The sequence below is a fragment of the Photorhabdus sp. HUG-39 genome (genome assembly GCF_963878365.1).
Classification (GTDB): Bacteria; Pseudomonadota; Gammaproteobacteria; order Enterobacterales; family Enterobacteriaceae; genus Photorhabdus; species Photorhabdus kayaii.
On record NZ_CAWNWY010000020.1, the window covers coordinates 1 to 24,188 of the forward strand.

Below are 24,188 nucleotides of genomic sequence, written 5' to 3' on the forward strand. Positions count from 1 at the left end.
ATTCATCGATTTTTCGACGGTGATATTCGGATGCCAGCTTGTCTTTTTTTAAAGCAGAACGAGGCGGTATCATGACAGCGCTACCTTGCAGAGATGTACTGTGCCTACATTTTACTCAATTTTGTGGCTGTGAAAAGTTTTTAGAGGTTCCCATAGATAACTTTTTAGACTTTTTGGCAATTTTCATACTAGTTAACCCGAATTCTGTTTAAACCGTCACTGAAAAATCGTCTTCTGAGTAGAAAACTTTCAGTGATGGTTTCTTCCATTTAAGGCAGTAAGCAATCAAACCGCCTAAAACGGGCAACATAAATCCTTTTATACCTCGGTGGCGCGAATACTCTATTACACGATCCGCAACAGTGGGAATACCCAGCAGACGTTCACCACCTGATTTCTTGGGAATAGTGACACCTTTCACCGGGGGCGGATAATAGCTGCCCGATGATAAGCGGTTCCACAGTTTATATAGATTCCCTTTTAGGTTTGATTTAAAATCCGCAATGGTTCGACCATCCACTCCCGTCATACCCTGATTGGCTTTGACCAATAACCCGGCACGGTGCACATCCCTTTTATCAATGACAAACGGTTTTGCCTTAACCTCAGCATCTCCTCCTGTCTGACAGTTGGATACTGGGCAAGGCCGCTTGACGTGACCCCTTCGTTCCACATTCATTACAAATATTTCCTCACTATTACGAGTCACTCCGCCCCCGTATCACTCATCGGTACTTTCATACTTGTCAATTTAGTGACTTGCATTTCTCCCTTGACATCGTGATGACGGGTTCCCGCCGTTCCCAGAAAGAGTCCGATACAAAGTCACGCCCACTCTACGCCGGACATCACCTGCGCAGCATTCGGAATTCACTCACAGATTTATCCCGGAAGATAGAAACGCCTAGTTTTGATTTCAAATCTCTTCTTTACGACGCGTCCACATGGGTTCGGTTTTACTCGTCTCTTTGTATCCTACTTGCTGAACTATTGTTCGCACTTTGACCTCAACGCTCACGACTACCGCTCTTTACGGCAGCCGCTTGAGGGGGTTTGAAGCCCGCTTCCGACAGCAGACTTCGGTGGGCCTGCCACTCTCTCTATCCTGAATTTATCCCACTCAGCTTGCATACACTCTTTCATGTTTCGGCGCTTTTTCGTGATGAAAGTGACACTGGTTTTGGCTAAATCGTCAGCGAGCTCCTGACTGAGATACTCCTTGTCGGCGTAAAGATGACGGGGAATACGGATGTTATGACAAACCCGCAAACTGGTGGAATCAATCGAAGCAAAATTCCTATGGGTTTGCCTTTTAATTGAGTCAGATAACTGCATAGTGGCACCAAAACTTTGCTCCTGGAACAGGTTTCTCGTCAATTTCTTATCCAGAATTTGGGTTAGTTAAAGTCCTTCTGAACTAAGTGTCTAGAGGATATATACGAATAGATCTTAGCTAATATTTTGATTGTGAAAATTTTCTTCTTAAGAAAAGTTCGGTTTGAAGGAGAGGATACCTAAAACGATAAGGTGGGAACACTACGTCTGATTCAGGTTATACTATACGTAAGGATTACTTAGTAAATAGGAGCTATATGTGGGAAGATAGCAAAAGTAATCCCACCCTTATGCTCGATCTGAAATTTCTTTCTCCTTTACTATTTTCATTCCTGTTTTCGTATAGTATTGCTATCCATAAATTTTGCAGAACATATATTTGCTAATTAAATGATTTACATGGATGCTTCTTAACCTCTTGTAGGAGTATGTATGATAGGTATTTTTAATAACTGTTGAATGAATGCTTGCTGATCATTCTTTTGTAGCCATATGGCATATAATGGGCGTTCAATTAGTTCAGTATTTGGATAGGAGACCAGCTCTGGATATTCATTTTGCCAGTGTATTGGTAAGAAGGCGGCTCCTCTTACGCTATTGAGTAGTTGGCGGGCTATATGTGCTGAAGTGGTTGTGATGGTGGGTAACTGCTCACTTTTTAAAATCCGTTGTTCCTGATGATGGAAATCAGCTCCCCATTCTAGCTTGATGTAATTTTTAATTTGGTATTTCAGATTTTCTTCTGTTGTTAATAACTTCAAGCAAATATTTCCTAATAATAGGCTTTGGAACTCATCCATTTTGGGTGGTTCGGTAGTGATCAATAGATCTAACTCACGTGAATGAAGCTGTTTAACAAGGGATTGCCGTGTAGAAACCCGGGATTCCAATCTTAAGTCCTGATGTTTTTTATAGAAGCCTTGTAACCAGGAAGTTAAATATGCTTCCCATAGTGATGCAGTGGCACCAATTGTTAATTCAATATGTTGAGAAGCATGCATTATCTCTTTTTTAGCCAATTGCCAGGTGCTCATCAGTGATTCTGCATAGGGAATAAGGAGCTCTCCTGCTGCTGTAAGACGGATGTTATTGCGGTGGCGAGTGAAAAGATGAGTACCTAATTGATTTTCTAGTTGGCGTATGCGAAAGCTAACTGCTGATTGTGTCAGGTACAGTGATTCGGCTGCCCTCCCAAAGTGACGAGTTTTACTGACTTCCAAGAAGGTTTTCAGTAATTCAGTGTCCACATATATCTCCAATAATATTTATCGTTAAGATTTAAATTTTTTGTTTTACAGAACGCCAGGCCTATCTAATACTCCGCGCCATAATTGGCATGATAGTAACAATACTAGAATTAGGAGTGTGTCAGATGGCCGAAAGCTTCATCACGACTAATCGTTTTTTTGATAACAAAAATTATCCTCGCGGGTTCTCCCGCCATGGCGATTTCACCATTAAAGAGGCGCAATTGCTAGAGCGCCATGGTTATGCGTTCAATGAGTTAGATCTTGGTAAACGCGAGCCTCAAACAGAAGTAGAAGAGCTGTTTGTTGCTGTTTGCCGGGGTGAACGGCAGCCTGTGACAATAGAAGAAAAAGTATGGACCAAATATCTTGCAAAGATTAGTCGTCCAAAGCGTTTTCATACTCTTTCAGGCGGTAAGCCCCAGATCGATGCTTCTGATGACTATACCGACACCGATGATTAATATTATCACAAGTTATGAATATTAGGGGCTTTGCCCCTTTTTCATTGCTAACCTGATTGTTTTTGTAATTGTATTAATAATCTGTCCATACTGCGATAGCTTAAGGCTTCCATGATATGTGGTTTTTCTATCTCTTTTTTTTCTTCTAAGTCGGCAAGTGTCCGGGATGTTTTCAGAATTCGGTGCCATGCTCGGATTGAAAGCCCTAGTTTTATTAGAGTTTGTTCTAGAAATACAGCATCGTCAGGTTTGAGCTTACAAAATGTCTCTGTCTCTTTACTATTCAGATGAGCATTAATTTTTCCACACCGTTTTAGTTGTATTTCTCGTGCTGCTAGTACTCTTAATCTTACATCTTTGCTGCTTTCGCTTGGTCTAACAGGGCTACTCAATGTTCCAATGGGTAACAGGGGAACTTCAATTGAGAGATCAAAACGATCCAAGAAAGGACCAGAAAGTTTCGCTAGGTATCGAAGTATTTGCTGAGGACTACTTCGATTTTTAATGCCCTGATGATAGCCTGTAGGGCTAGGATTCATTGCTGCTATCAATTGAACTTGGGCAGGAAAACAAACTTTTGCTCTGGCTCGGGAGATAATTATTTCCCCTGATTCCAGCGGTTCTCTGAGAGCATCAAGGACTCTGCGTTCAAATTCAGGTAGTTCATCTAGAAATAGCACGCCGTTGTGAGCAAGTGAAATTTCACCAGGTTTTGGAAGTCCACCGCCGCCGACTAGAGCTGCCATTGAAGAACTGTGATGAGGCGCTCTAAATGGGCGTGTATGCCATTGTTCAGGTGGAAGGTAGGTATCCACCAAGCTATTGATAGCGGCAATCTCAAGGGCCTCTTTGTTTGTTAATGGTGGTAATAGACTACATAGCCGGCTTGCCAACATTGTTTTTCCTGTCCCTGGAGGGCCAAGTAGCAAAAGATTATGTCCGCCAGCGGCTGTGATTTCTAGGGCGCGTTTTGCTTGTTCCTGGCCAATAATATCCTGTAGATCCGGTTGTGATGGTTCTGTTAAGGATTCATGTTGGATTGGTGCTGTCAGCAGTTGTTGTTCTCCCTGAAGAAAGTGGCAGATATGCAAGAGATGTTCTGTCATTAACGTTTCATTCTGAGATAAAATTGCCAGCTCTATTGCGTTTTCTGTTGGTAGAATAAGTTGTCTTCCTGCTTCTCCTGCGCTGAGTGCGGCTGGAATTGCGCCGTTAACTTTCCGTAAACCCCCGGATAGAGCGAGTTCACCAAGAAATTCGTAATGACTTAGTTTATCGGTAGGTATTTGTTCTGAAGCGGCTAAAATAGCGATAGCGATTGGCAAATCATAACGGCCACCTTCTTTGGGAAGATCTGCGGGTGCAAGATTGACGGTGATTCTTTTAGGCGGATAGGTAAACCCGCTGTTGATCAACGCGCTTCTGACACGATCTCTTGCTTCTTTTACGGCTGTTTCAGGCAAACCAACTAGGGTTAATCCAGGTAAACCATTACTAATATGCGCTTCAACGGTAACAATAGGGGCGTGAATACCTATAGTCGCTCGGGTATAAATAACAGCGAGGGCCATCCTATTCTCCTTAGTAAGAAAGCGTATATGATGGACTGAAATTAGATAATAAATAGTTTTCTATTATTTTTTTGCGAAGCGGCTCTAATAAATATTTTTCGAAGCAACTATAAAAATTTTATTTTGGTATTTAAATCAAATAATTTTTATTTTATTGATTTAAATGGTTTAATTTTTATTATTTTAATGTTTAACTCATTGTATCTATTATCTTTATATTCTTGTTTTGAGGTTTTTTTATTATTTTGGTTATGTTTTTAGATTGATTTTTTATTGGTTGAATTTAATTTAAATTCAAACTTATATATATTTTTACAGTGGATGAATTTAGTATGTTATATCATCATGCTTTATTTTTAATGAGAAGCTTTTGTTACTCAAGTGATTAATAACAAGCTCTTTATTTTTGATTATAGTCGGATGATTTGTTTTTTATGTTATCTATTAATGTGTTGTTTTGTTTATATCTAATCAGTTAGTTTTTATCACTTAAATCGGTTTATTTACTGGATAAATAATCCATATAACAAGTATTTAATTGAAAATAAATAGTATTTTTTTATATCGAGTAATAAAACAAAATAAATGTTGTCAAGCTATGAAGAACGTGATAACTCTTAAATATAGATTAAACAAACCAGTTAAACGACCAAGATTATGAGCACATTTGTCCTAGTGATTAGCCTAATTATTGTCAGCGTGGTGGTGATTATTATCCCACCGTGCGGGGCTGCACTTGGACGAAGAACGGCTTAGAATAACAGCCAGATCTCTCGAAGACCCCCGCACCGAAAGGCGCGGGGGTTTTTTTTCGGCAAGCAAAATCCGGTAGAGACGGAAACATACAACAGAACAAAATTTTGTCTCACAGGGTAAACACAGGGGATATGAAAAATGAACGGGGCGCAGTGGGTTGTAAAGGTATTACGAACGCAAGGGGTTGATAAGGTTTTTGGCTACCCTGGTGGTACGATCATGCCGGTTTATGATGCCTTGTACGATGGTGGGGTGGAGCATTTGCTTTGTCGGCATGAACAGGGGGCAGCTATGGCTGCAATCGGTTATGCGAGAGCCAGTGGTAAGCCGGGAGTTTGTATCGCTACATCGGGACCGGGAGCAACAAACTTAATCACTGGATTAGCCGATGCATTGTTAGATTCTGTTCCTATTGTTGCTATCACTGGTCAAGTTGGTTCTGAATTGATTGGAACTGATGCCTTCCAAGAAGTCGATATTTTAGGCCTCTCCCTTGCTTGTACTAAACACAGTTTCTTAGTGGACTCACTGGAAGATTTACCTCAAATTATGGCGGAAGCCTTTTCTATTGCCACTAGTGGTCGACCTGGCCCAGTTTTGATTGATATTCCTAAAGATATTCAGTTGAAAGAGGGGAATTTGGTACCACATTTGGTACCCGTTGAGCAAAAGGAGCCCTGCTCGGAAAGTGAATTAGAACAAGCTCGGAAAATGATTGCGACTGCGGCAAAGCCAGTGTTGTATGTCGGTGGTGGAGTAGGGATGTCTCAAGCAGTTTCTATTCTGCGAGATTTTGTTGTGGAAACAGGTATGCCAGTTGCTTCTACGTTGAAAGGCTTGGGGGCTGCCGATTCAGAACATCCATGTTATCTGGGAATGCTTGGGATGCATGGTTCGAAAGCGGCCAATCTTGCCGTTCAGTCATGTGATTTGTTGATTGCTGTAGGTGCTCGTTTTGATGATCGTGTGACTGGCAAACTTAATACTTTTGCTCCGTGTGCAAAAATCATTCATCTGGATATCGATCCGGCAGAGTTGGGTAAATTACGTCAGGCTCATGTGTCGTTACTGGGGGATGTAAAGGTATTATTGCCCCGTTTGCAACAGCCATTGTCAATTATGCCCTGGCAACAGGAAGTTAAGTATCTGAAAGCTGAATATCCTTGGTGTTATGACCATCAAGGGGAGAGTATCTATGCGCCTTGGTTATTGAAGCAGGTTTCAGATCGTAAAACATTTAATACGGTTATTACTACCGATGTTGGACAGCATCAAATGTGGACTGCTCAGCATATGACTTTTGATGGGCCTGAAAATTTCATTACGTCTAGTGGATTGGGCTCAATGGGATTTGGTATCCCTGCTGCAATTGGCGCTCAGATTGCTCGACCGGAAGATATGGTGATTTGTGTATCTGGAGATGGCTCTTTCATGATGAATGTTCAAGAATTGGGGACAATTAAACGCAAGCAATTACCAGTAAAAATTTTATTGTTGGATAACCAGCGATTGGGAATGGTGCGGCAATGGCAGGAGCTGTTTTTTGATAAGCGATATAGTGAAACGACATTAACAGATAACCCCGATTTTGTCACATTAGCGAAAGCTTTTGGTATTCCTGGGCAACATATCACAGATAAATCACAGATTGATGAAGCGCTGAATGCATTATTCAGCAGTAAGGGCCCCTATTTATTACAGGTATCTATTGAGGAATTAGAGAACGTTTGGCCGTTAGTTCCTCCCGGTGCAAGCAATGAAACTATGTTGGAGAAATCATTATGATGCAGCATCAACTTGCAATCCATGCTCGTTTCCGTCCTGAAATATTAGAGCGTATCTTACGGGTAACGCGTCATCGTGGATTTCAGATATGTTCAATGAATATGGATCAAACAATGGATGGCGATAATGTTAATATCGAATTAATTGTTGCCAGCCAAAAACCGGTTAATTTGTTGTCTTCACAACTGACTAAATTAGTGGATGTCGCTGGTGTCAAGATCCTGCAACAAAAATCACAACTCATACGTGCATAACGTAGAAATAAAGGAATAAGAGAATGACGAAGCAATCCGATTACATTTGGTTCAATGGTGAGATGGTTCCTTGGGCAGATGCTAAAGTTCACGTGATGTCCCATGCTTTACATTACGGTACATCTGTTTTTGAGGGAATTCGCTGTTATGACTCTCATAAAGGGCCAGTGGTTTTCCGCCATCGTGAGCATATGCAGCGTTTACATGATTCTGCAAAGATTTATCGTATGCCGTTGAACCAGAGTGTCGATGAATTAATGGAGGCGTGTCGGGCAACTCTTCGTAAAAATAATTTAGTCAGTGCTTATATACGTCCATTGGTCTTTATCGGTGATGTTGGTATGGGGGTTAATCCACCTGCCGGCTATAAAACTGATGTCATTATTGCCGCCTTTCCGTGGGGAGCTTATTTGGGAGAAGGCGCATTAGATCAAGGAATTGATGCGATGGTTTCTTCATGGAATCGTGCGGCACCAAACACAATGCCAACTGCGGCTAAAGCCGGTGGTAACTACCTGTCTTCGCTTTTAGTGGGTAGTGAAGCTCGTCGTCGTGGGTATCAGGAAGGTATTGCACTGGATGTTTCTGGTTATATCTCTGAGGGAGCGGGTGAAAATCTATTTGAAGTAAAAGATGGCATATTATTTACCCCACCATTTACCTCCGCTGCATTACCAGGAATTACTCGTGATGCCATTATCAAACTGGCGAAAGATTTAGGGCTGGAAGTGCGTGAGCAGGTATTGTCTCGCGAATCACTGTACCTGGCTGATGAAGTTTTTATGTCTGGCACAGCGGCTGAAATCACACCCGTTCGCAGTGTTGATGATATTCAGGTTGGTATCGGTAGATGTGGACCTATTACCAAAAAAATTCAACAAGCTTTCTTTGGCTTGTTTGATGGCACAACAGATGATAAATGGGGCTGGCTAGATCCAGTCAATCCTTAATAGAACTATAAATAATTTAACGGGCGGTTCGTTCCCCGCCTGTTTTGATAACACGGGAGTGAAGATAATGCCTAAGTACCGTTCTGCCACTACGACTCATGGCCGCAATATGGCAGGAGCTCGCGCTTTATGGCGCGCGACAGGGATGACCGATGCAGATTTCGGTAAACCGATTATTGCAGTAGTTAACTCATTTACTCAGTTTGTTCCAGGGCATGTTCATTTGCGGGACTTAGGTAAACTGGTTGCGGAACAGATTGAAGCATCAGGCGGTGTTGCAAAAGAGTTCAATACTATAGCGGTGGATGACGGTATCGCAATGGGGCATGGTGGTATGCTCTATTCTCTGCCGTCACGTGAATTGATCGCTGATTCTGTTGAATATATGGTGAATGCACATTGTGCGGACGCTATGGTGTGTATTTCCAATTGTGACAAAATTACACCAGGAATGCTGATGGCAGCACTACGTCTGAACATTCCGGTGATTTTTGTTTCCGGTGGTCCTATGGAGGCAGGTAAAACTAAATTGTCAGATCAGATTATTAAATTGGATCTGATCGATGCAATGATCCAAGGCGCGAACCCGAAAGTCAGTGATGAGGATAGCAATCAGATTGAGCGCTCAGCTTGCCCAACCTGCGGTTCATGCTCAGGCATGTTTACTGCTAACTCTATGAATTGTCTGACAGAAGCACTGGGTTTGTCTCAACCGGGGAATGGCTCATTGCTGGCTACTCATGCAGATCGTAAAGTGCTGTTTCTGAATGCAGGCAAGCGCATTGTTGAATTGACTAAGCGTTATTATGAACAAAATGATGACAGTGCTCTGCCGCGTAGTATTGCAACGAAAGCCGCATTTGAAAATGCGATGATGTTGGATATTGCAATGGGTGGTTCAACAAATACTGTGCTTCACTTACTGGCTGCGGCGCAGGAAGGGGAGGTTGATTTCACTATGGCGGATATTGATCGTTTGTCTCGTCAGATCCCTCATCTATGTAAAGTTGCACCAAGTACACAAAAATACCATATGGAAGATGTTCATCGTGCTGGTGGTGTGATCGGTATTTTAGGTGAGCTGGATAGAGCGGGTTTGCTGAATCGTCAGGTTAAAAATGTTTTAGGTCTGGATTTGTTACAAACGCTTAATCAGTACGATGTGATGCAGATGGTAGATGAGTCAGTGAAGGAGATGTATTCGGCAGGTCCTGCGGGTATCCGTACTACTCAGGCATTTTCACAAGATTGTCGCTGGCCTTCGTTGGATACTGACCGTGTAGAAGGGTGTATTCGCGACATTGAACATGCCTATAGTCGGGATGGTGGTCTTGCTGTTCTATTTGGTAATTTGGCTATAGATGGTTGTATTGTAAAAACTGCCGGGGTTGATGAGGGCAGTTTGACGTTCCGTGGGCCAGCCAAAGTTTACGAAAGTCAGGAAGATGCGGTTGATGCGATCTTGGGTGGAAAAGTCGTTGCTGGTGATGTAGTGGTCATTCGTTATGAAGGGCCAAAAGGTGGGCCTGGCATGCAGGAAATGTTGTATCCGACGACTTATCTAAAATCTATGGGGTTAGGTAAAAGTTGTGCATTGATTACCGATGGGCGTTTTTCTGGTGGTACCTCGGGTTTGTCGATCGGTCATGTTTCTCCGGAAGCGGCTAATGGGGGGCTAATCGGTTTGGTTCAAGATGGCGATATCATTGATATTGATATTCCACGGCGGAAAATTCGACTTGATATAGATGAAAGGGTACTTGCTACCCGTAAAGAAGTGGAATTTGCCCGCGGAGACAAAGCGTGGACACCGAAAGCTCGTGAACGTCAGGTATCGTTTGCCCTGAGAGCTTATGCTTCATTGGCGACCAGTGCGGATAAAGGGGCTGTCCGTGATAAATCTAAGTTAGGGGGATAATCGCATGGCTGCATTTCTTCCCTTAACTTCCGCACCAAATGGTGCAGAGTATTTGAAAGCGGCATTAAGTACGCCGGTTTATGAAGTTGCTCAGGTGACGCCCTTGCAGGAAATGGAGAAAATTTCTGCCCGCTTAGGAAATACTATTTTGGTAAAGCGGGAAGATCGGCAACCTGTTCACAGTTTCAAGCTCCGTGGTGCGTATGCCATGATTGCAGGTTTGACTGAGGAACAAAAAAACCGGGGAGTGATTACTGCGTCAGCCGGTAACCATGCTCAGGGGGTTGCACTTTCTGCCAATCGTTTGGGAATAAAATCTCTGATTGTTATGCCGGTTACTACCGCGGATATTAAAGTCGATGCAGTCCGTAGTTTCGGTGGCAAGGCTCTGTTGTATGGTGCTAATTTTGATGAGGCTAAAGCTAAAGCAATAGAAATGGCACAACAGGAGGGCTATACCTTTATTCCTCCGTTTGATCATCCCGCTGTAATCGCAGGTCAGGCAACACTGGCGATGGAACTTTTGCAACAGGATGTGCGCTTGGATCGCATCTTTGTACCTGTTGGTGGTGGTGGCTTGATTGCTGGAGTGGCAGTGTTGATTAAGCAACTGATGCCAGAAATTAAAATCATTGGGGTGGAAGCGGAAGATTCAGCTTGCCTGAAAGCGGCAATGGAAGCTGGACATCCGGTAGATTTACCACGAGTTGGCTTATTTGCTGAGGGTGTTGCTGTTAAGCGTATCGGTGATGAAACATTTCGTTTGTGTCAGCAATATGTGGATGATGTTATCACGGTAGACAGTGATGCTATTTGTGCGGCGGTAAAAGATCTGTTTGAAGATGTACGTGCGATTGCTGAGCCATCCGGTGCATTGGCGCTAGCTGGATTGAAAAAGTATGTTCAGCAGCATCAGCTTAAAGGTGAACGACTGGCACATATTCTTTCTGGCGCTAACGTAAGCTTCCACGGGTTACGCTATGTCTCTGAGCGTTGTGAATTGGGCGAGCAGCGGGAAGCATTGCTGGCAGTGACTATTCCTGAACAGAAAGGGGGTTTCCTGAGTTTTTGCCAGAAATTGGGCGATCGGGTGGTAACAGAGTTTAATTATCGTTATACGGATGCAGATCCTGATCAGGCTTGTCTTTTCGTTGGTGTTCGCCTGAGTCGTGGTGAGGTGGAACGGCGGGAAATTATCGAGGAATTACGTACCGCAGGATATCAGGTTGCTGATCTTTCAGATGATGAAATGGCGAAATTACATGTTCGTTATATGATCGGCGGTCGTCCATCTAAGCCATTGAAAGAGCGCTTGTTTAGTTTTGAATTTCCTGAATCGCCAGGGGCTTTGCTCAAGTTCTTACAAACTTTGGGAACTCACTGGAATATTACGTTATTCCATTATCGCAATTATGGTACAGATTATGGCCGGGTATTAGCTGCATTTGAATTGTCAGGAGCGGAAGTGCGTTTTGAGCGTCATCTTGATGCATTAGGCTATGCGTATCACGATGAGACGGATACCCCCGCGTTTAAATTCTTTTTAATGTGCCAGGCGTCTGAAGCAGCCGGAGGTTGATCGGTGTCTTGGTAATGAAAAAACATGTTCTATAAAACGACAAAATAGCGCCTGGATAAGGTGCTATTTTGACAAGATTTAATATTCGCCTAGGTTCCATTGGAAAGAGCTCTATAATAAATTCTTTGATTATTGTGCTATTTCTTTTCTCCAACAGTGGGTTTTGCCAACCAGATAAAGATCAGCAAGATCAGAAAAATAAAGCCAAATAGCCAATAAATCTCGTTAGCAGCAATAATCAATCCCTGATTAGTGATTTCACGTGCCAGAGAGTGACTGACTTGGGCGTGTGACATCCCTAGTTGTTCCATTTTTTCATAGGCTTGTTGAGCAATAGGATTATGGGGAGTTATCGATTCAGTTAACTGAACGTGGTGGACAGCTTCGCGACGGGACCACATGGTGGTGGTAATTGAAGTACCTACGGATGTTGCCAGCGTGCGTAAAAAGTTGAACAAGCTACCAGCAGAGGCGATTTTAGCGGGTTCAACGTCAGATAATATAATGGCTGTTAGTGGCATAATTAAACAGGCGATAGCAAAGCCCTGAATAAATTGTGGCCAGGCAGCGGTGGCAAAGTCCATTGATAGCTCAAAGGTATTCGTTCTCCAAAAGAAACAGAGTGCAAAAATGATAAAGCTAAACATAACTAAATAACGCATATCAATTTTTGAACTAAAACGACCAATGAGTGGAACGAGCATTATCGGCACTATTCCTAATGGAGCCATGACCAATCCTGCCCAAGTGGCTGTATAACCAAATACCATTTGCAATAGTTGAGGCTGCAAAACCAGAGTGCCTATATGGAGTAGGAAAGCCAAACTGATACATAAAGTACCGATAGTAAAATTACGTGATTTAAATAGTGATAAATCAATGATCGGATCATCATCGGTGAATTCCCAGATGATCAGGAAAGTTATGGCAATAACTGCGATAATGGCTAATGCAATAATTTCTGTTGAGTTGAACCAGTCAAGCTCTTTTCCTCTATCAAGCAATAGCTGAAAACAACCAACACCGATGACCAATAAAATTAGTCCTACGATATCAATTGACCTAGCCGTTGTTTCAGTTTCCCGGTCTTTTAACAGCATCCAGGTGATAGCAATGGCAGCAAAGCCAACTGGAACATTGATGAGAAAGATCCATCCCCAATGGTAATTGTCGCTGATCCAACCGCCGAGTATCGGACCACAAACCGGAGCGATAACGATAGTCATTGACCACAGTGCCAATGCCATATTGCGTTTTAGCGGAGGATAGTTGTTGAGTAGCAAACTTTGCGAAAGGGGCATAATTGGCCCGGCTGAGATACCTTGTAGAACGCGGGAAATGATCAACATTTCCAAGCTATTAGCAATACCACATAACCAGGAAGTGATCACAAACAAGATCATTGAAATTAAGAAAACCCGGACTTCCCCGAACCGTTTTGCTAACCAGCCAGTTAATGGAATAGAGATCGCGTTAGCAACAGCAAATGAAGTAATTACCCAAGTACCTTGTGATACTGATGAACCCAGATCTCCAGCAATTGTTGATATTGCAACGTTAGCAATAGTCAGATCCAATATTTGTAAAAAAGCGGCTAATGCTAAAGCCAGGGTTAGCCAGCCAAGTTTGGCTCCTGATAATGGCTCTTTGAGCATGTTAACCTCACTTATTTTGACTGGTATTAACTTGAATGATTTCGTTAATTAGCTGATCAATTTCTCCGGTGTTGTAAGTTAAGATGTTGGTTTCATAAACAATGCGATTACGAGGCGTGTCGGCAAGCACCAGACCATCCCGATTTCGGGTATCAACCGTGGCGTGCATGGATAAACCGATGCGTAAAGGATGATCGATAAGTTGTTGTGCTTCTAGTTCAACACGGACAGGTAAACGTTGAACCACTTTGATCCAGTTACCGGTGGCATTTTGTGCTGGTAATAAAGAAAATGCACTGCCAGTTCCCATATCAAGACCAACGATCTGACCTCTATAAATGACATCATTGCCATAGAAATCGCTAATCAGTGTTACGGATTGACCAATACGGACATTGGCGAGTTGAACTTCTTTAAAGTTAGCTTCGACCCAAAGTTGGTCAGCGGGTACGATAACCATCAATGGAGCGCCACTTTTTATTTGTGAGCCTACTTGAACACTGCGGCGTGAAACGTATCCTGTTACCGGCGCTACAATCTGGGTGCGCTGTAAGGTTAACCATGCATCGCAGAGTTGAGAAGCGGCCAGTTTAATGGCAGGTTGTTGATTTAATGGGGTGTCTATAACTAGTGCTTTGTTAGCATAATATTGTTGTCGGGCAATATTTAGCTCAGATTTTGCCACTTGCACGCTATTGCGGGAATGAATCAGATTTTCTTTGGCGATAGCACCTGTGAGTCCCAGATGTTCACGTCGTTTTAAATCATCCTGAGCCTGTTGTAATGCCGTTTGTTTGAGCGCAATATTAGCCAATAGTTTTTCATTATCAATAATGGTTTGGTGAGTTTGTCTGACATTATTAGCCAATATATTTTTCGCTCGCTCAAAAGCATGTTCCGCATCAATAGAGTCTAAACGTAGCAAAATATCGCCTTGCTGAACGAAGTCGGTATTATCAGCATAAATAGCGGTTACGCTGCCGGTGATCTGGGCCATTACTTGTACCTGATTACCAACAACATAAGCATCATCAGTTGCTTGATAATGACGTAATGAAATAAGCCAATAGGTGAAGTAACCTAACCCGGCAAAAACAAATAAGAGAGTTGCGAGGATCAGTGCTAACTTACGTTTTGACTTTTTCTCATTAAGCGGAGGGGGTTGTATTTCTCCGGTCATGTGTTCTCTCCCATCACAGTGATTAAAAATAAATTTGTCTTAATTAATGTGCTTATATTTGATTAAACACCTTGGAGTCGACTACAAGGTCAAGCCCTTCTCATCTGATAAAATGAAAATTGCTAATATTTAGCACTTAACGCCAAGAGCATGATTTAATATTAAAATTGTTTATTATCGTTATTAACATTTATCAGAGAGGCTGGATTGTCTATCTGGTAATGATTAACAGTATTTTGTGTCAGTACCCAGAACATTTATCTGGGTACAAATAATCACAGAATAGGGATACGAAGCCATTGATGTTAATTATTTAACTGACTCAGGCAGTCATTCCTCCATCAATAACGAATGTTTGCCCGGTGATGTAGCGTCCTCCGGGGCTGAGCAGGAAATTGATTGCCAGAGCAATATCTTCCACTGAACCTAAACGGCCCAATGGAATGGTAGATAATAGTTTTTTCCTGTGTGATGCAGGGATATGATCCAACATTTCAGTATCAATCAAGCCTGGCGCAACGGTATTGACTCGAACATTAAATCGGCCAACTTCAACCGCTAACGAGCGGGTAATACCGATCATAGCGGCTTTGGTTGCAGCGTAGTTAACTTGCCCTGAGTTGGCTTTAAACGCAGTGACTGAGCTCATGTGGATAATGCAGCCTTCTCCCGCAGTAATCATTTCAGGGAGAAAAGCGTGATTGACTAAATAAACAGAAGAAAGATTGGTAGAAATTACATTGTGCCACTCTTCTTCTTTCATATTTATCAGTAATGCATCTTGTGTAATTCCGGCGTTATTGATGATGGCATAGGGAGAGCCATATCGTGAGACAAGCTCTGTTGACAATGTTTTGACTTCTTCGGCGTTTGAGACATCACATTGATAGCCCTCACAGCGATAACCTTGCTGTTCAATTTCCTGACATAATGTTTGAGCTTCATTTGTGCTTGATTTATAGGTAAAAACCACGTGATAGTTCTGAGCAGCCAGCATTTTTACTATGCCTTTGCCGATACCACGTGATCCTCCTGAAATAAAAACCCAAGGGGTGCTGATACTCATTAAGTTATTCCTCTAAATTTTTGCCATCCGTTTGCCAATACCGCATTCATCAAATCTTAGTTGGCAATCTGCTTTCTTTTTGTTGTTCCCATCAGACTCATCTCAACAACTAAAGAGATTTCGCCATTCAGCCAGATTGGGATTTCCAACGTACCGTATAACGAACCATCAACGTCGAATGTATCTTTTGGTAGGATCGTATATTCGATATTTGGCATTTCATCTGGGATTTGGCGATTAAGCAGCGCTGGAGAGAAACTCACAGTGTGCATAACATGCAAAACAATGAGATCTTTGAGGCATGTTTCATCATGTTCTTGTTTGCCAAAATAGGTTTTAAATTCTGTTGCTAGTGCAGTTTTGGCACTTTGCTGCATAAAAAGATAAAACATCAGAGCATCAAGAAAGATCCAGAATTCATTGATTTCCGGAAAGGTATGTTTAAATTCGATGGATTTTTTTATTGTCTCTTGTATGGGAACTTGGCAACGTGGTTTTTCGGGAAAGCTAGTTTTTTGTGAAAAATCGAAACAACTATAGTGACCAACTAGAGGTTTCAGGTTGGTTGTTTCGTCTTGCAGATTAAAGGTCGTTTTCCCATTTCGGTCAGTGTGCTTAGTTTTGACGCAATAGCAGGCATCCAGAGGTACGGGATTGCGTAAATTAACGTGCCACTGTCTGCCCATTTCCCCATTTGGTTGTGACAGGTAATCATATCCGCTTTTGAGCGGGATCATTGCCAGCATGCCGTGTACTGCAATACCACCCAACCCGACTTCTCTAGCGATTTTCTCATCAAAATGGATAGGATTGTAGTCGCCAGAGAATTTAGCCCATTGACTGAGATCTTCTTTACGAAATTGAACGTTCATCTGTCGGCTTTCCTGAAAATAAGTGCACAGTTTGTGCCACCAAATCCGTAGTTAACATTTAAAGCAGTGTCAACAATTTGGTGAGTTCGGTGGATATTGGGGACATAATCCAGATCGCATAGCGGATCAGGATTATTCAAGTGCATCGTTGCGGGAATCGTTGCTGTCTCTATCGCTTTGAGACAGAAAATGGATTCAATTGCTCCGGCTCCGGCAATAAGATGGCCTGTATAGGATTTTGTACTGGAAATAGGGATACGATAAGCGTGCTCGCCCAGGCTTATTTTTAGAACATCGGTTTCGTTAATGTCGTTTAATGGGGTTGATGTCCCATGAGCATTAATATAGTGAATATCTGAGGTGGAGAGCTTGGCCTGTTCCAGCGCCATCTGAATCGCCATGACCCGTCCTTTGCAATCTGGTGCCGGGGCTGTCATATCTGACGCATCAGAGTTATTGCCATAGCCAATCACTTCCGCCAGTATTTTTGCTCCCCTGGCAACAGCGCTGTCATAGTCTTCAAGGCATAATATTGCGGCACCCTCCGACATAACAAAACCACTACGATCTTTACTGAATGGGCAGCAGGCATTTTCGACAGATTCCTGTTCTTTACTCAATGCTCCAAGAATGTCGATACTCCAAACAATGAATGGATCTCTGATGCTTTCACCGCCCCCTGCTAGCATCATTTTAGTGCGTCCACTGCGGATAAGTTCAAACGCATCACCTATCGCCATACTGCCAGTTGCACAAGCTGCAACCGGGGTATTTTGATATCCTCGTAAATTCCAGTTCATTGAAATTGCCGCTGTCCCTACGCTGTGCATAGACATAATATTGGTCATAGGTGAAGCAATGCCTTGATCAGCATAGGAATGGCTGTTTTCAACGGTTGCATCTTCTCCACCCCAACCAGTGCCAAAAATGACGCCGCGTTCAAAAGGAGAATAATTTTCGTCAAGAGCGGCTTTATCGTGACCAAATGCCATCTTGATTGCTTCATCCGCAGCAATCAGCCCAAGTTTGCTGAATTTGGGCAGGTTCTTTAATAACTTTTTGGAAAACCGAGAGACATCAGGAGAAAAAGGGATATTGCCGAAAAACTTTGCTACGACAGAAGCGTCTGGGTGGTCCTCCTTTTTGTAGCCTACACGGTAGCTTAGAATTGCATCCCAAATTTCTTGGGTATTTTGCCCAAGCGAACAGATAGAACCATAGCCTGTGACGGCAACGCGGTGATAGCCTGTTTGAATATTCATGAAACATTATCTCCAAAATTTATTTCCTGGTGACATGCTTTATTTTTAATACAACCAAATAATAGGATTGGCAGATAAAAGCATCATAAAAATGAATGTTAGCTGCATTGTGATATCGTCATAGACAGCTAACATCCAAGTGCATTGGTGATGATTATTTTGTTAATTCACTGACATAATTGACGAAATCACCGATTGTCGTCGTATTATCTCGCTGGAACTTATCGAAATTCAGTTGAATTCCCATTTCTCTTTTTAAAGCAACCTGAATAGAAACAAAATCCAGACTCACCAGATGAATATCATCAAGCAGGGTGTCAAGAGTAATATCTTCTGGTTCGATATCAGTTAATTCAGTAATTTGAGATTGAAGTAATTCAAATAGTTTCATATTAATGTCCCCTAAAAATTTAAACAGTACTGGCGGAGCTTAGGTGCAGGAATATATACCCGTTATCTTTCAAGTTGCCTCTTTGTTGGCTGCACTCACTCACCCCGGTCACATAGTTATCTATGCTCCTGGGGATTCGCTCCCTTGCCGTCGCGATGCATCTTGAAATCCATAGGGTATAGGTACCAATTAATAAATGCGTTATTCCTGCCACCCCGTTTTTTAAATATCGTTTTGCTATTATTCCTGGGTGATTAAAGATTTCCCTGAAATTTTAAGTAAGTTATATGTTTCTTGTTTGATAGCGCTAGCCAATATCTCAATATCATCTTGGCTTGTGGTATATCCGAAACTGATGCGTACCGCACTATCAATACGATCATCGGGGAGCCTCATAGCAGCCAGAACATGAGAACGTTGTGTTGATTTGTTATTGCTACAGGCTGATCCTAAGGATAAAGAGATGCCGTAACGTAAATCTAGCCTGCTGGCTAGCGATTCAGCACGAATACCAGGGAAACTTAAATTGAGAGTCCAAGGTGCCTGAAACGCTGGATTGGTATTACCATTAATCAGGTAGTTAACATGATATTGATCTAACAGAGATAGCAAGGTTGTTCTGAGCGTTTTGTAAGTATTGAAGCGTCCTTGCAAGCCGTTCAGTGATTCTTTAGCTGCTGCCGCTAGTCCAGCAAGTCCTAAGGTGTTCTCAGTGCCGCTGCGTACTCCTTGTTCTTGCCCTCCACCATGTAGCAAGGGATTTAATTGAATACTTGGTGCATGGTAGAGCCCGCCAATACCTTTCGGGCCGTTAAACTTATGGCCGGAGAAAGATACGGTCGTTACGCCGGAAAGTGTGTCACAGCTAAAAGGAAGCTTACCAATAGCCTGTACTGCATCGATATGTAGATAAACACCGGCCTCTTTTGCTAAAGAAGCGACCGCTTCATAGGGCTGGATCACGCCGGTTTCGTTGTTAATCGCCATCAATGTGATCAGACGTGTTTGTGGCCGTAGGTTTTCCTGGATACTTTGTACACTGATCCGCCCTTGATTATCGGGATTGATCAGCGTTAGCTGGAGCCCGCGTTGCTGATACCAGAGTAACGGTGCCAGAACAGACGGATGCTCAATGGAAGAGCTAATAACATGATGAGCAGACAGATCCGAACCGGAAAGTGTTGCTAACAAGCTGGATAAGGCTTGGTTATTACTTTCGGTTCCCCCTGATGTAAATAGGATTTGCTCTGGGACTGTGCCCATCAATGCAGCCATCGATCTTCTAGCGTCAGTGAGCAACTTTTTCGCCATGCCGCTTAAGCTGTAGTGGCTAGACGGATTAGCAAAAATAGACATTGCGTCTTTAATCGCCAACTGAGCTTTAACACTTAGCGGTGTTGTGGCGTTGTAGTCGAAATATAGACTTGTCATATTTTTCCCTTTAGCTGCTCAAATAGCTTATGCAGCATATCAAGGCAGTGTTGCTGTGCGGGTTCTAACTCGCCTAATAATGCATCTATTCCCTCAGGCGATAATGCATTCAATTCTTCGAGAGTCTTACCTTTAGCATGACGACAAAATTGGTTAGACATTGCCAGGGAGGCGGTACATCCCCATGCACGAAAACAGGCATTATTTACCCGGCCTTGGTTATTCAGTGTCAGGTCGATATCAACCTTGTCACCGCATACAGGGTTACCTAATGCCAGTTTAATGGTGGGGGCGGATAACGTCCCTTGGCAGTCAGGATTGCAAAAGTTGTCAATAATGATGTTGTTAAACATAATTCCACCTTGCTATTTATACAGCGGGTGTAGCTGAAGTACCTTCATCGTCTGACATTTTTCTCTCAAGGTTGACTGCACAGCAACCAAACTCTTTAGCAGCAGCGGTACGCATAACAAACTGAACTCGCTGAGAATTACGCCAGGATTTATTAGGATCGGTACGCAAGTAGACCAAATCTTCTGTCAGTAACATGCCGGGAGTGGAAACAGAGAGTGGATCTAGGATCACTAATTGCCCGGTTTCACCCTCAGGTAGCTCACGTGTTAAATCATTAGGATCACGGACGGAGAAATGAATATAAGGCGGAACATGCTTATGGTTATATTCATCTTCGATGGCAAGAACGTTTGCTTCAACCAGACCATACATATCACGTATCCGGGAAACTGGAATGCCCATCCATTCTTCGATATCTGCATTTAATTCGCCGCGGGAGATCATATCCCCGGTAAAACGTTTCCAGCCGCCCATGGTGATTACCATGCTATCGCGATCTAAAGTGAGCTTGGTATTATTCTCTTTTAGGAACGTGATAAAACGATGGATCATGAATGGAGGGCCAATTAAATGACGAGTGAACTTACCTTTCCACTGGATTAATTGATTCAGTGCATCTTCTGGAGAAAAGCGGTCCTGATTAATCATATAGCGTCGGGTATCTAACAGACCTGTCAGGAAATTAAAGATTTTGACCAGTGCCATTTCTGGAATATCTTCTGTTGACGGGCATAAGCATAGGCCGGCACCGCCAGATACTTTGAACATACTGCGATAATTGGAATAGACAGCCAATACTGTATGATCCATCGTATCGTGGCAACGACGATAAACGCTAGGAATTCCACTGGTACCCGTTGAGCGCATTTCATGTTCGATTTCAGATAATGGCTTGCTTAATAAGCGGTGACTTTCGGCTGATTTATAAGTTGCAACGGGTATTAGTGGGATGCGAACTAAGTCATTATAGTTCTGGATATCTTCTGGTTTAATACCTTGTTTTTCACAAATATCTTTATAGTAAGGGTTATTATGATAATGGAAATTAAAAGCGTCTTTAAGCAAACAGGTTTTTAATTCTTGTTGCTCTTCTTTAGACAGCTTATAGAGAAGGTCGACATCGGCTATTAACCACTTCAACGGATTTCCGCCACGAGATTTTATACCGTCATATATATTTTTGATATTTTCCATTTTTTCATCTCCGGTAGGGTAAAGAGTAGATAAATTAATCTTTGCTTATTATAAGTTATAGCGATAAAGCATAAGTTACGTAGGAAAAAAGGATAGTCATTAATAATTTATTTTTATTGAATAAATTGGCTATATTATTGCTTTGATCATTATATGGATTTGTCAATATTGTTAAAATTATGCTAAAAATAGCTGGTTTATTCAAAATATTCACTTTAGTGCGAATATGACCAGTTAATTCAAGTAAATTTTTTCATTGTCTTTTATATTTTTGTGAAGTTCGTTGTTTTTTGATCTATTGAATGTTCTTTTGTAAATTTTTTCATTGTCCTAAGATTGGGATAATGATAGAAATAAAATATAAACAAATGCCAAATTAAAAAACGAGTACGCATGATGAAAATGGATTGCTTAATTGTGGGTGCCGGTCAAGCCGGGTTAAGTTTAGCTGCTATCCTTGCGGCTAAGAATATTAATGTCTGCATATTAGAGCGGGAGGCACGTATTGGTGATGTGTGGCGCAGGCGCCCAGATAATATGCTATTATTCACTTCACGCGGTATGACTCAACTTCATGGCTTACCGTTTCCTGGAATTAAAGAAGGTTATCCAGATAAAAATGAAGTCGCTGATTACCTTGAGCGCTATGCTTCACATCATAACCTTGCGATACATACTCAAACCGAAGTGGTTGAGGTGAAGCATGATACAGATGGCTATCGTGTTAAAACAAAAGATGGAAAAGTATTTCATGCGCTTTGTTTGGTTAATGCAACAGGGGCTAATCAATTAGTTGATATTCCGGCGCTTGCTGAACGGTTTTCTAAAGATATACAACAAATTACAGCAGATCAATACCGGGAACCTAAGCAAATTAAAACGGGTAGCCGAGTTGCTGTCGTTGGTGATGGTGCGAGTGGTCGTCAGATTGCTAAAGATTTGGCAGCAACTGCGGAGGTGACATTATTTTGCGGTTCCTCCCGTCCTCTCTTACCTAATAGAATATTGGGCAAAGATATCTTTTGGTGGTTAAGTAAAAGCGGTCTGTTATTTGCCAATTATTACAGTTTAGTAGGGAAAATTATGCGGCGGCGTAATCCTATCCCTTGTGGTGACCTGAAAAACCATCGGCTAGCTGCTTGGGGTATAAAAATAGCGAATAGGCTAGTTGATATAAAAGACAACAAATTATGTGATTCGTCCGGTAATCAATATGAGGTGGATACGGTTATCTGGTGTTTGGGGTATAAAGATGATACGGCATGGTTAACGCTTCCCGGTGCTGTGGATGCTAATGGATTCGTTTGTAAAAATGGTCATGCGGAAGGTGGGAAAACTCCTTATCCTGGGTTATTTATCGTTGGGCGGAAATGGTTGAGTAGCCGTGGTTCTGAATTGATGTTAGGGGCTTATAAAGACACTTGTCGGGTCGCTAAATGGGTAGAAAATTATCTGAAAGAGCATGTACCATTAAAATGAATGATTAATACAGAATAGTGATATTTTACTCTGTATATTTTATTTGTCGTGGATTGAGGGTTTATTGGGTAGTGTTTTTATGGTGTTGTTCTGAATTCTGTATCATTACTAACTGCCTATCCCATAGGGCTATTTTATTTGTCATTTTGAACCTGGGCAGTGCTCAAAATCCTCACGTACTACGTGTACGCTCCGGTTTTTCCGCGCTGTCCGTGTTCAAACTGCCTGCAACAATTACGCCTATTGGGATAGGCATTAAGAGTGCATAATATAGTAAATGTGCTATTAGGAATAAAATGATACAGAATCTCTAACATATTGGCTTTGATAATAACGGTTATAAATAGAAATTATTTATTTTAGGTAATGTATCAAAAACATTATTTATTCATAACACAGATATTTTTCTTTGTAAAATTTAGACCTTTTAATGTTGATGATAAATTGAAATATTTTTGTTGTACTTGTTGAATTCTGTTCTTACTGGCATGTTTTAATTCAGAGGGCCTTAATCCATATAGCGTCATGCAGGTACGACTGAAGTGTGCGCCATCTGAAAATCCACTATTACAAGCTAATAAAGTCAGTGAATCTGATGAATGTATCTCATCAATAGCATGATGCAGACGTTTCCATAATAGATAACTACGGAAATTAGTTCCCATTTTTTCTCTAAATAGATGTAAGAATCGGCTTTCGGATAAGTAGAGTTGGTTTGATATTTCACGAGAAGATATACATTTAACCGGTAATTCAGTAATAAGAGAGGCTGCTTTCATGATTCGTTTGTCCTGATAACAATGGCAATCTTCTATTTTACCTAAAAGGTTATTTAAGATGAAAATATCTGGAGAGATTTCTGACTGTAAACAATTAATAAAGTAATTTGCTATTAAACTGGATGATTCTTGATTTAAGTATACTATATCTGAGCCTCTCATTTGATGTAGTAATAAATGACATAGTGGATTGGCTAGGTCTATCAGTAGATTAAAGCAGAGTTGCCCTTCCGAGTGTAATCTATGTTTAATATTAGAAGAAATAATGAATCCATGTACTTGTCTCGATTCATTTTCGGTATCAACCCTCATGAGTGAATTATGTGGTGATACACTCAATTGGATACAAGGATGATGATGCCATTCTGTTTGCATATTATAAGAGAAAACCAGATCTTGTAGATGGAATTTATAGAATTTAATAAAATACGGTGATTTGTCTATTTTGTGTAACATGGTGGTGTCCTTTATTAAATTGTTGTGTGTATTTGAATTAATTATTTTATTTAATTATTATGAATACTTGATGTGATTTTTTAATTAAATTATATTAACTCGTTAAATAATTATTATTAGTTACTATATCGTCACAATACCATTAAATCATTATTATGAAGCCGCCTCCTTTGGTATCTGTAAAAAATAATTTCACTATTGGAAAATATC

The 24,188-nt window shown here is 41.6% G+C and carries 21 protein-coding genes and 2 pseudogenes; 8 read left to right on the forward strand and 15 right to left on the reverse strand.

Features of this window, described 5'->3' with window-relative positions; all coding sequences use genetic code 11:
- Positions 1 to 208 precede the first annotated feature (208 nt).
- The 3 genes and pseudogenes from AAC155_RS24515 to hdfR form a co-directional block, all read right to left on the reverse strand.
- A pseudogene (locus AAC155_RS24515) lies at positions 209 to 346 on the reverse strand (IS982 family transposase); the annotation flags it as partial.
- Between the two features lie 749 nt (positions 347 to 1,095).
- Positions 1,096 to 1,349: pseudogene (locus tag AAC155_RS13830) on the reverse strand (transposase); the annotation flags it as partial.
- Positions 1,350 to 1,745: 396 nt separating this feature from the next.
- Positions 1,746 to 2,582: an HTH-type transcriptional regulator HdfR gene (hdfR, locus tag AAC155_RS13835; protein ID WP_113042844.1), complete on the reverse strand. Its 837-nt coding sequence runs from the start codon at positions 2,580 to 2,582 to the stop codon at positions 1,746 to 1,748.
- A gap of 125 nt (positions 2,583 to 2,707) precedes the next feature.
- Here hdfR and AAC155_RS13840 point away from each other — a divergent pair, with 125 nt between their 5' ends.
- The gene (locus AAC155_RS13840; protein ID WP_112877337.1) at positions 2,708 to 3,046 is read left to right on the forward strand and encodes a DUF413 domain-containing protein; all 339 of its coding nucleotides are present in this window, start codon (positions 2,708 to 2,710) and stop codon (positions 3,044 to 3,046) included.
- 47 nt (positions 3,047 to 3,093) lie between these two features.
- Here the strand turns inward: AAC155_RS13840 and AAC155_RS13845 are convergent, their stop codons facing one another.
- Complete coding sequence (locus AAC155_RS13845; RefSeq protein WP_113042845.1) at positions 3,094 to 4,617, reverse strand: YifB family Mg chelatase-like AAA ATPase; 1,524 nt, start codon at positions 4,615 to 4,617, stop codon at positions 3,094 to 3,096.
- A 657-nt stretch (positions 4,618 to 5,274) separates the two neighbouring features.
- Between AAC155_RS13845 and ilvL the strand changes: the two genes are divergently transcribed.
- The 6 genes from ilvL (at position 5,275) to ilvA (ending at position 11,859) form a co-directional block, all read left to right on the forward strand.
- Complete coding sequence (ilvL, locus tag AAC155_RS13850) at positions 5,275 to 5,373, forward strand: ilv operon leader peptide (protein ID WP_113042847.1); 99 nt, start codon at positions 5,275 to 5,277, stop codon at positions 5,371 to 5,373.
- A 138-nt stretch (positions 5,374 to 5,511) separates the two neighbouring features.
- A complete protein-coding gene (gene ilvG, locus AAC155_RS13855; RefSeq protein ID WP_113042848.1) occupies positions 5,512 to 7,158 on the forward strand; it encodes an acetolactate synthase 2 catalytic subunit in 1,647 nt (548 codons plus the stop codon).
- The gene (ilvM, locus tag AAC155_RS13860; protein ID WP_011148754.1) at positions 7,155 to 7,412 is read left to right on the forward strand and encodes an acetolactate synthase 2 small subunit; all 258 of its coding nucleotides are present in this window, start codon (positions 7,155 to 7,157) and stop codon (positions 7,410 to 7,412) included. Before ilvG ends, ilvM begins: the two co-directional genes overlap by 4 nt.
- A 23-nt stretch (positions 7,413 to 7,435) precedes the next feature.
- Positions 7,436 to 8,362, forward strand: coding sequence for a branched-chain amino acid transaminase (locus tag AAC155_RS13865; protein WP_011148753.1), 927 nt, complete (start codon positions 7,436 to 7,438; stop codon positions 8,360 to 8,362).
- A gap of 67 nt (positions 8,363 to 8,429) precedes the next feature.
- Positions 8,430 to 10,280, forward strand: a complete 1,851-nt coding sequence (gene ilvD / locus AAC155_RS13870) for a dihydroxy-acid dehydratase (RefSeq protein WP_113042850.1) — start codon at positions 8,430 to 8,432, stop codon at positions 10,278 to 10,280.
- 4 nt (positions 10,281 to 10,284) lie between these two features.
- On the forward strand, positions 10,285 to 11,859 hold the full coding sequence (ilvA, locus tag AAC155_RS13875) for a threonine ammonia-lyase, biosynthetic (protein ID WP_113042852.1): 1,575 nt from the start codon (positions 10,285 to 10,287) through the stop codon (positions 11,857 to 11,859).
- 137 nt (positions 11,860 to 11,996) lie between these two features.
- Here the strand turns inward: ilvA and AAC155_RS13880 are convergent, their stop codons facing one another.
- The 10 genes from AAC155_RS13880 to AAC155_RS13925 form a co-directional block, all read right to left on the reverse strand.
- The gene (locus tag AAC155_RS13880; RefSeq protein WP_113042854.1) at positions 11,997 to 13,514 is read right to left on the reverse strand and encodes a DHA2 family efflux MFS transporter permease subunit; all 1,518 of its coding nucleotides are present in this window, start codon (positions 13,512 to 13,514) and stop codon (positions 11,997 to 11,999) included.
- 7 nt (positions 13,515 to 13,521) lie between these two features.
- Complete coding sequence (emrA, locus tag AAC155_RS13885) at positions 13,522 to 14,694, reverse strand: multidrug efflux MFS transporter periplasmic adaptor subunit EmrA (protein ID WP_113042856.1); 1,173 nt, start codon at positions 14,692 to 14,694, stop codon at positions 13,522 to 13,524.
- A gap of 322 nt (positions 14,695 to 15,016) precedes the next feature.
- Positions 15,017 to 15,760, reverse strand: a complete 744-nt coding sequence (gene fabG, locus AAC155_RS13890) for a 3-oxoacyl-ACP reductase FabG (RefSeq protein WP_113042857.1) — start codon at positions 15,758 to 15,760, stop codon at positions 15,017 to 15,019.
- A 56-nt stretch (positions 15,761 to 15,816) separates the two neighbouring features.
- A complete protein-coding gene (locus AAC155_RS13895; RefSeq protein WP_113042859.1) occupies positions 15,817 to 16,632 on the reverse strand; it encodes a MaoC/PaaZ C-terminal domain-containing protein in 816 nt (271 codons plus the stop codon).
- On the reverse strand, positions 16,629 to 17,894 hold the full coding sequence (locus AAC155_RS13900) for a beta-ketoacyl-[acyl-carrier-protein] synthase family protein (RefSeq protein WP_113042860.1): 1,266 nt from the start codon (positions 17,892 to 17,894) through the stop codon (positions 16,629 to 16,631). The genes AAC155_RS13895 and AAC155_RS13900 overlap by 4 nt, the downstream gene beginning before the upstream one ends.
- A gap of 154 nt (positions 17,895 to 18,048) precedes the next feature.
- The gene (locus AAC155_RS13905; RefSeq protein ID WP_112877319.1) at positions 18,049 to 18,285 is read right to left on the reverse strand and encodes an acyl carrier protein; all 237 of its coding nucleotides are present in this window, start codon (positions 18,283 to 18,285) and stop codon (positions 18,049 to 18,051) included.
- 19 nt (positions 18,286 to 18,304) lie between these two features.
- Positions 18,305 to 18,499 (reverse strand): hypothetical protein, encoded by a 195-nt coding sequence (locus AAC155_RS13910; RefSeq protein WP_146748100.1) that lies wholly within the window; start codon positions 18,497 to 18,499, stop codon positions 18,305 to 18,307.
- Between the two features lie 26 nt (positions 18,500 to 18,525).
- The gene (locus AAC155_RS13915; RefSeq protein ID WP_113042862.1) at positions 18,526 to 19,716 is read right to left on the reverse strand and encodes a cysteine desulfurase family protein; all 1,191 of its coding nucleotides are present in this window, start codon (positions 19,714 to 19,716) and stop codon (positions 18,526 to 18,528) included.
- Positions 19,713 to 20,069, reverse strand: a complete 357-nt coding sequence (locus tag AAC155_RS13920) for an iron-sulfur cluster assembly scaffold protein (protein WP_113042863.1) — start codon at positions 20,067 to 20,069, stop codon at positions 19,713 to 19,715. The genes AAC155_RS13915 and AAC155_RS13920 overlap by 4 nt, the downstream gene beginning before the upstream one ends.
- Positions 20,070 to 20,085: 16 nt before the next feature.
- A complete protein-coding gene (locus AAC155_RS13925; RefSeq protein WP_112894366.1) occupies positions 20,086 to 21,264 on the reverse strand; it encodes a LuxE/PaaK family acyltransferase in 1,179 nt (392 codons plus the stop codon).
- A gap of 375 nt (positions 21,265 to 21,639) precedes the next feature.
- Between AAC155_RS13925 and AAC155_RS13930 the strand changes: the two genes are divergently transcribed.
- Positions 21,640 to 22,743 carry a flavin-containing monooxygenase gene (locus AAC155_RS13930; protein WP_262987502.1) on the forward strand — a complete coding sequence of 368 codons (1,104 nt, stop codon included), beginning with the start codon at positions 21,640 to 21,642 and terminating at the stop codon, positions 22,741 to 22,743.
- Positions 22,744 to 23,123: 380 nt separating this feature from the next.
- Here the strand turns inward: AAC155_RS13930 and AAC155_RS13935 are convergent, their stop codons facing one another.
- Positions 23,124 to 23,978, reverse strand: coding sequence for an AraC family transcriptional regulator (locus AAC155_RS13935; RefSeq protein WP_113042866.1), 855 nt, complete (start codon positions 23,976 to 23,978; stop codon positions 23,124 to 23,126).
- Between the last annotated feature and the right edge of the window lie 210 nt (positions 23,979 to 24,188).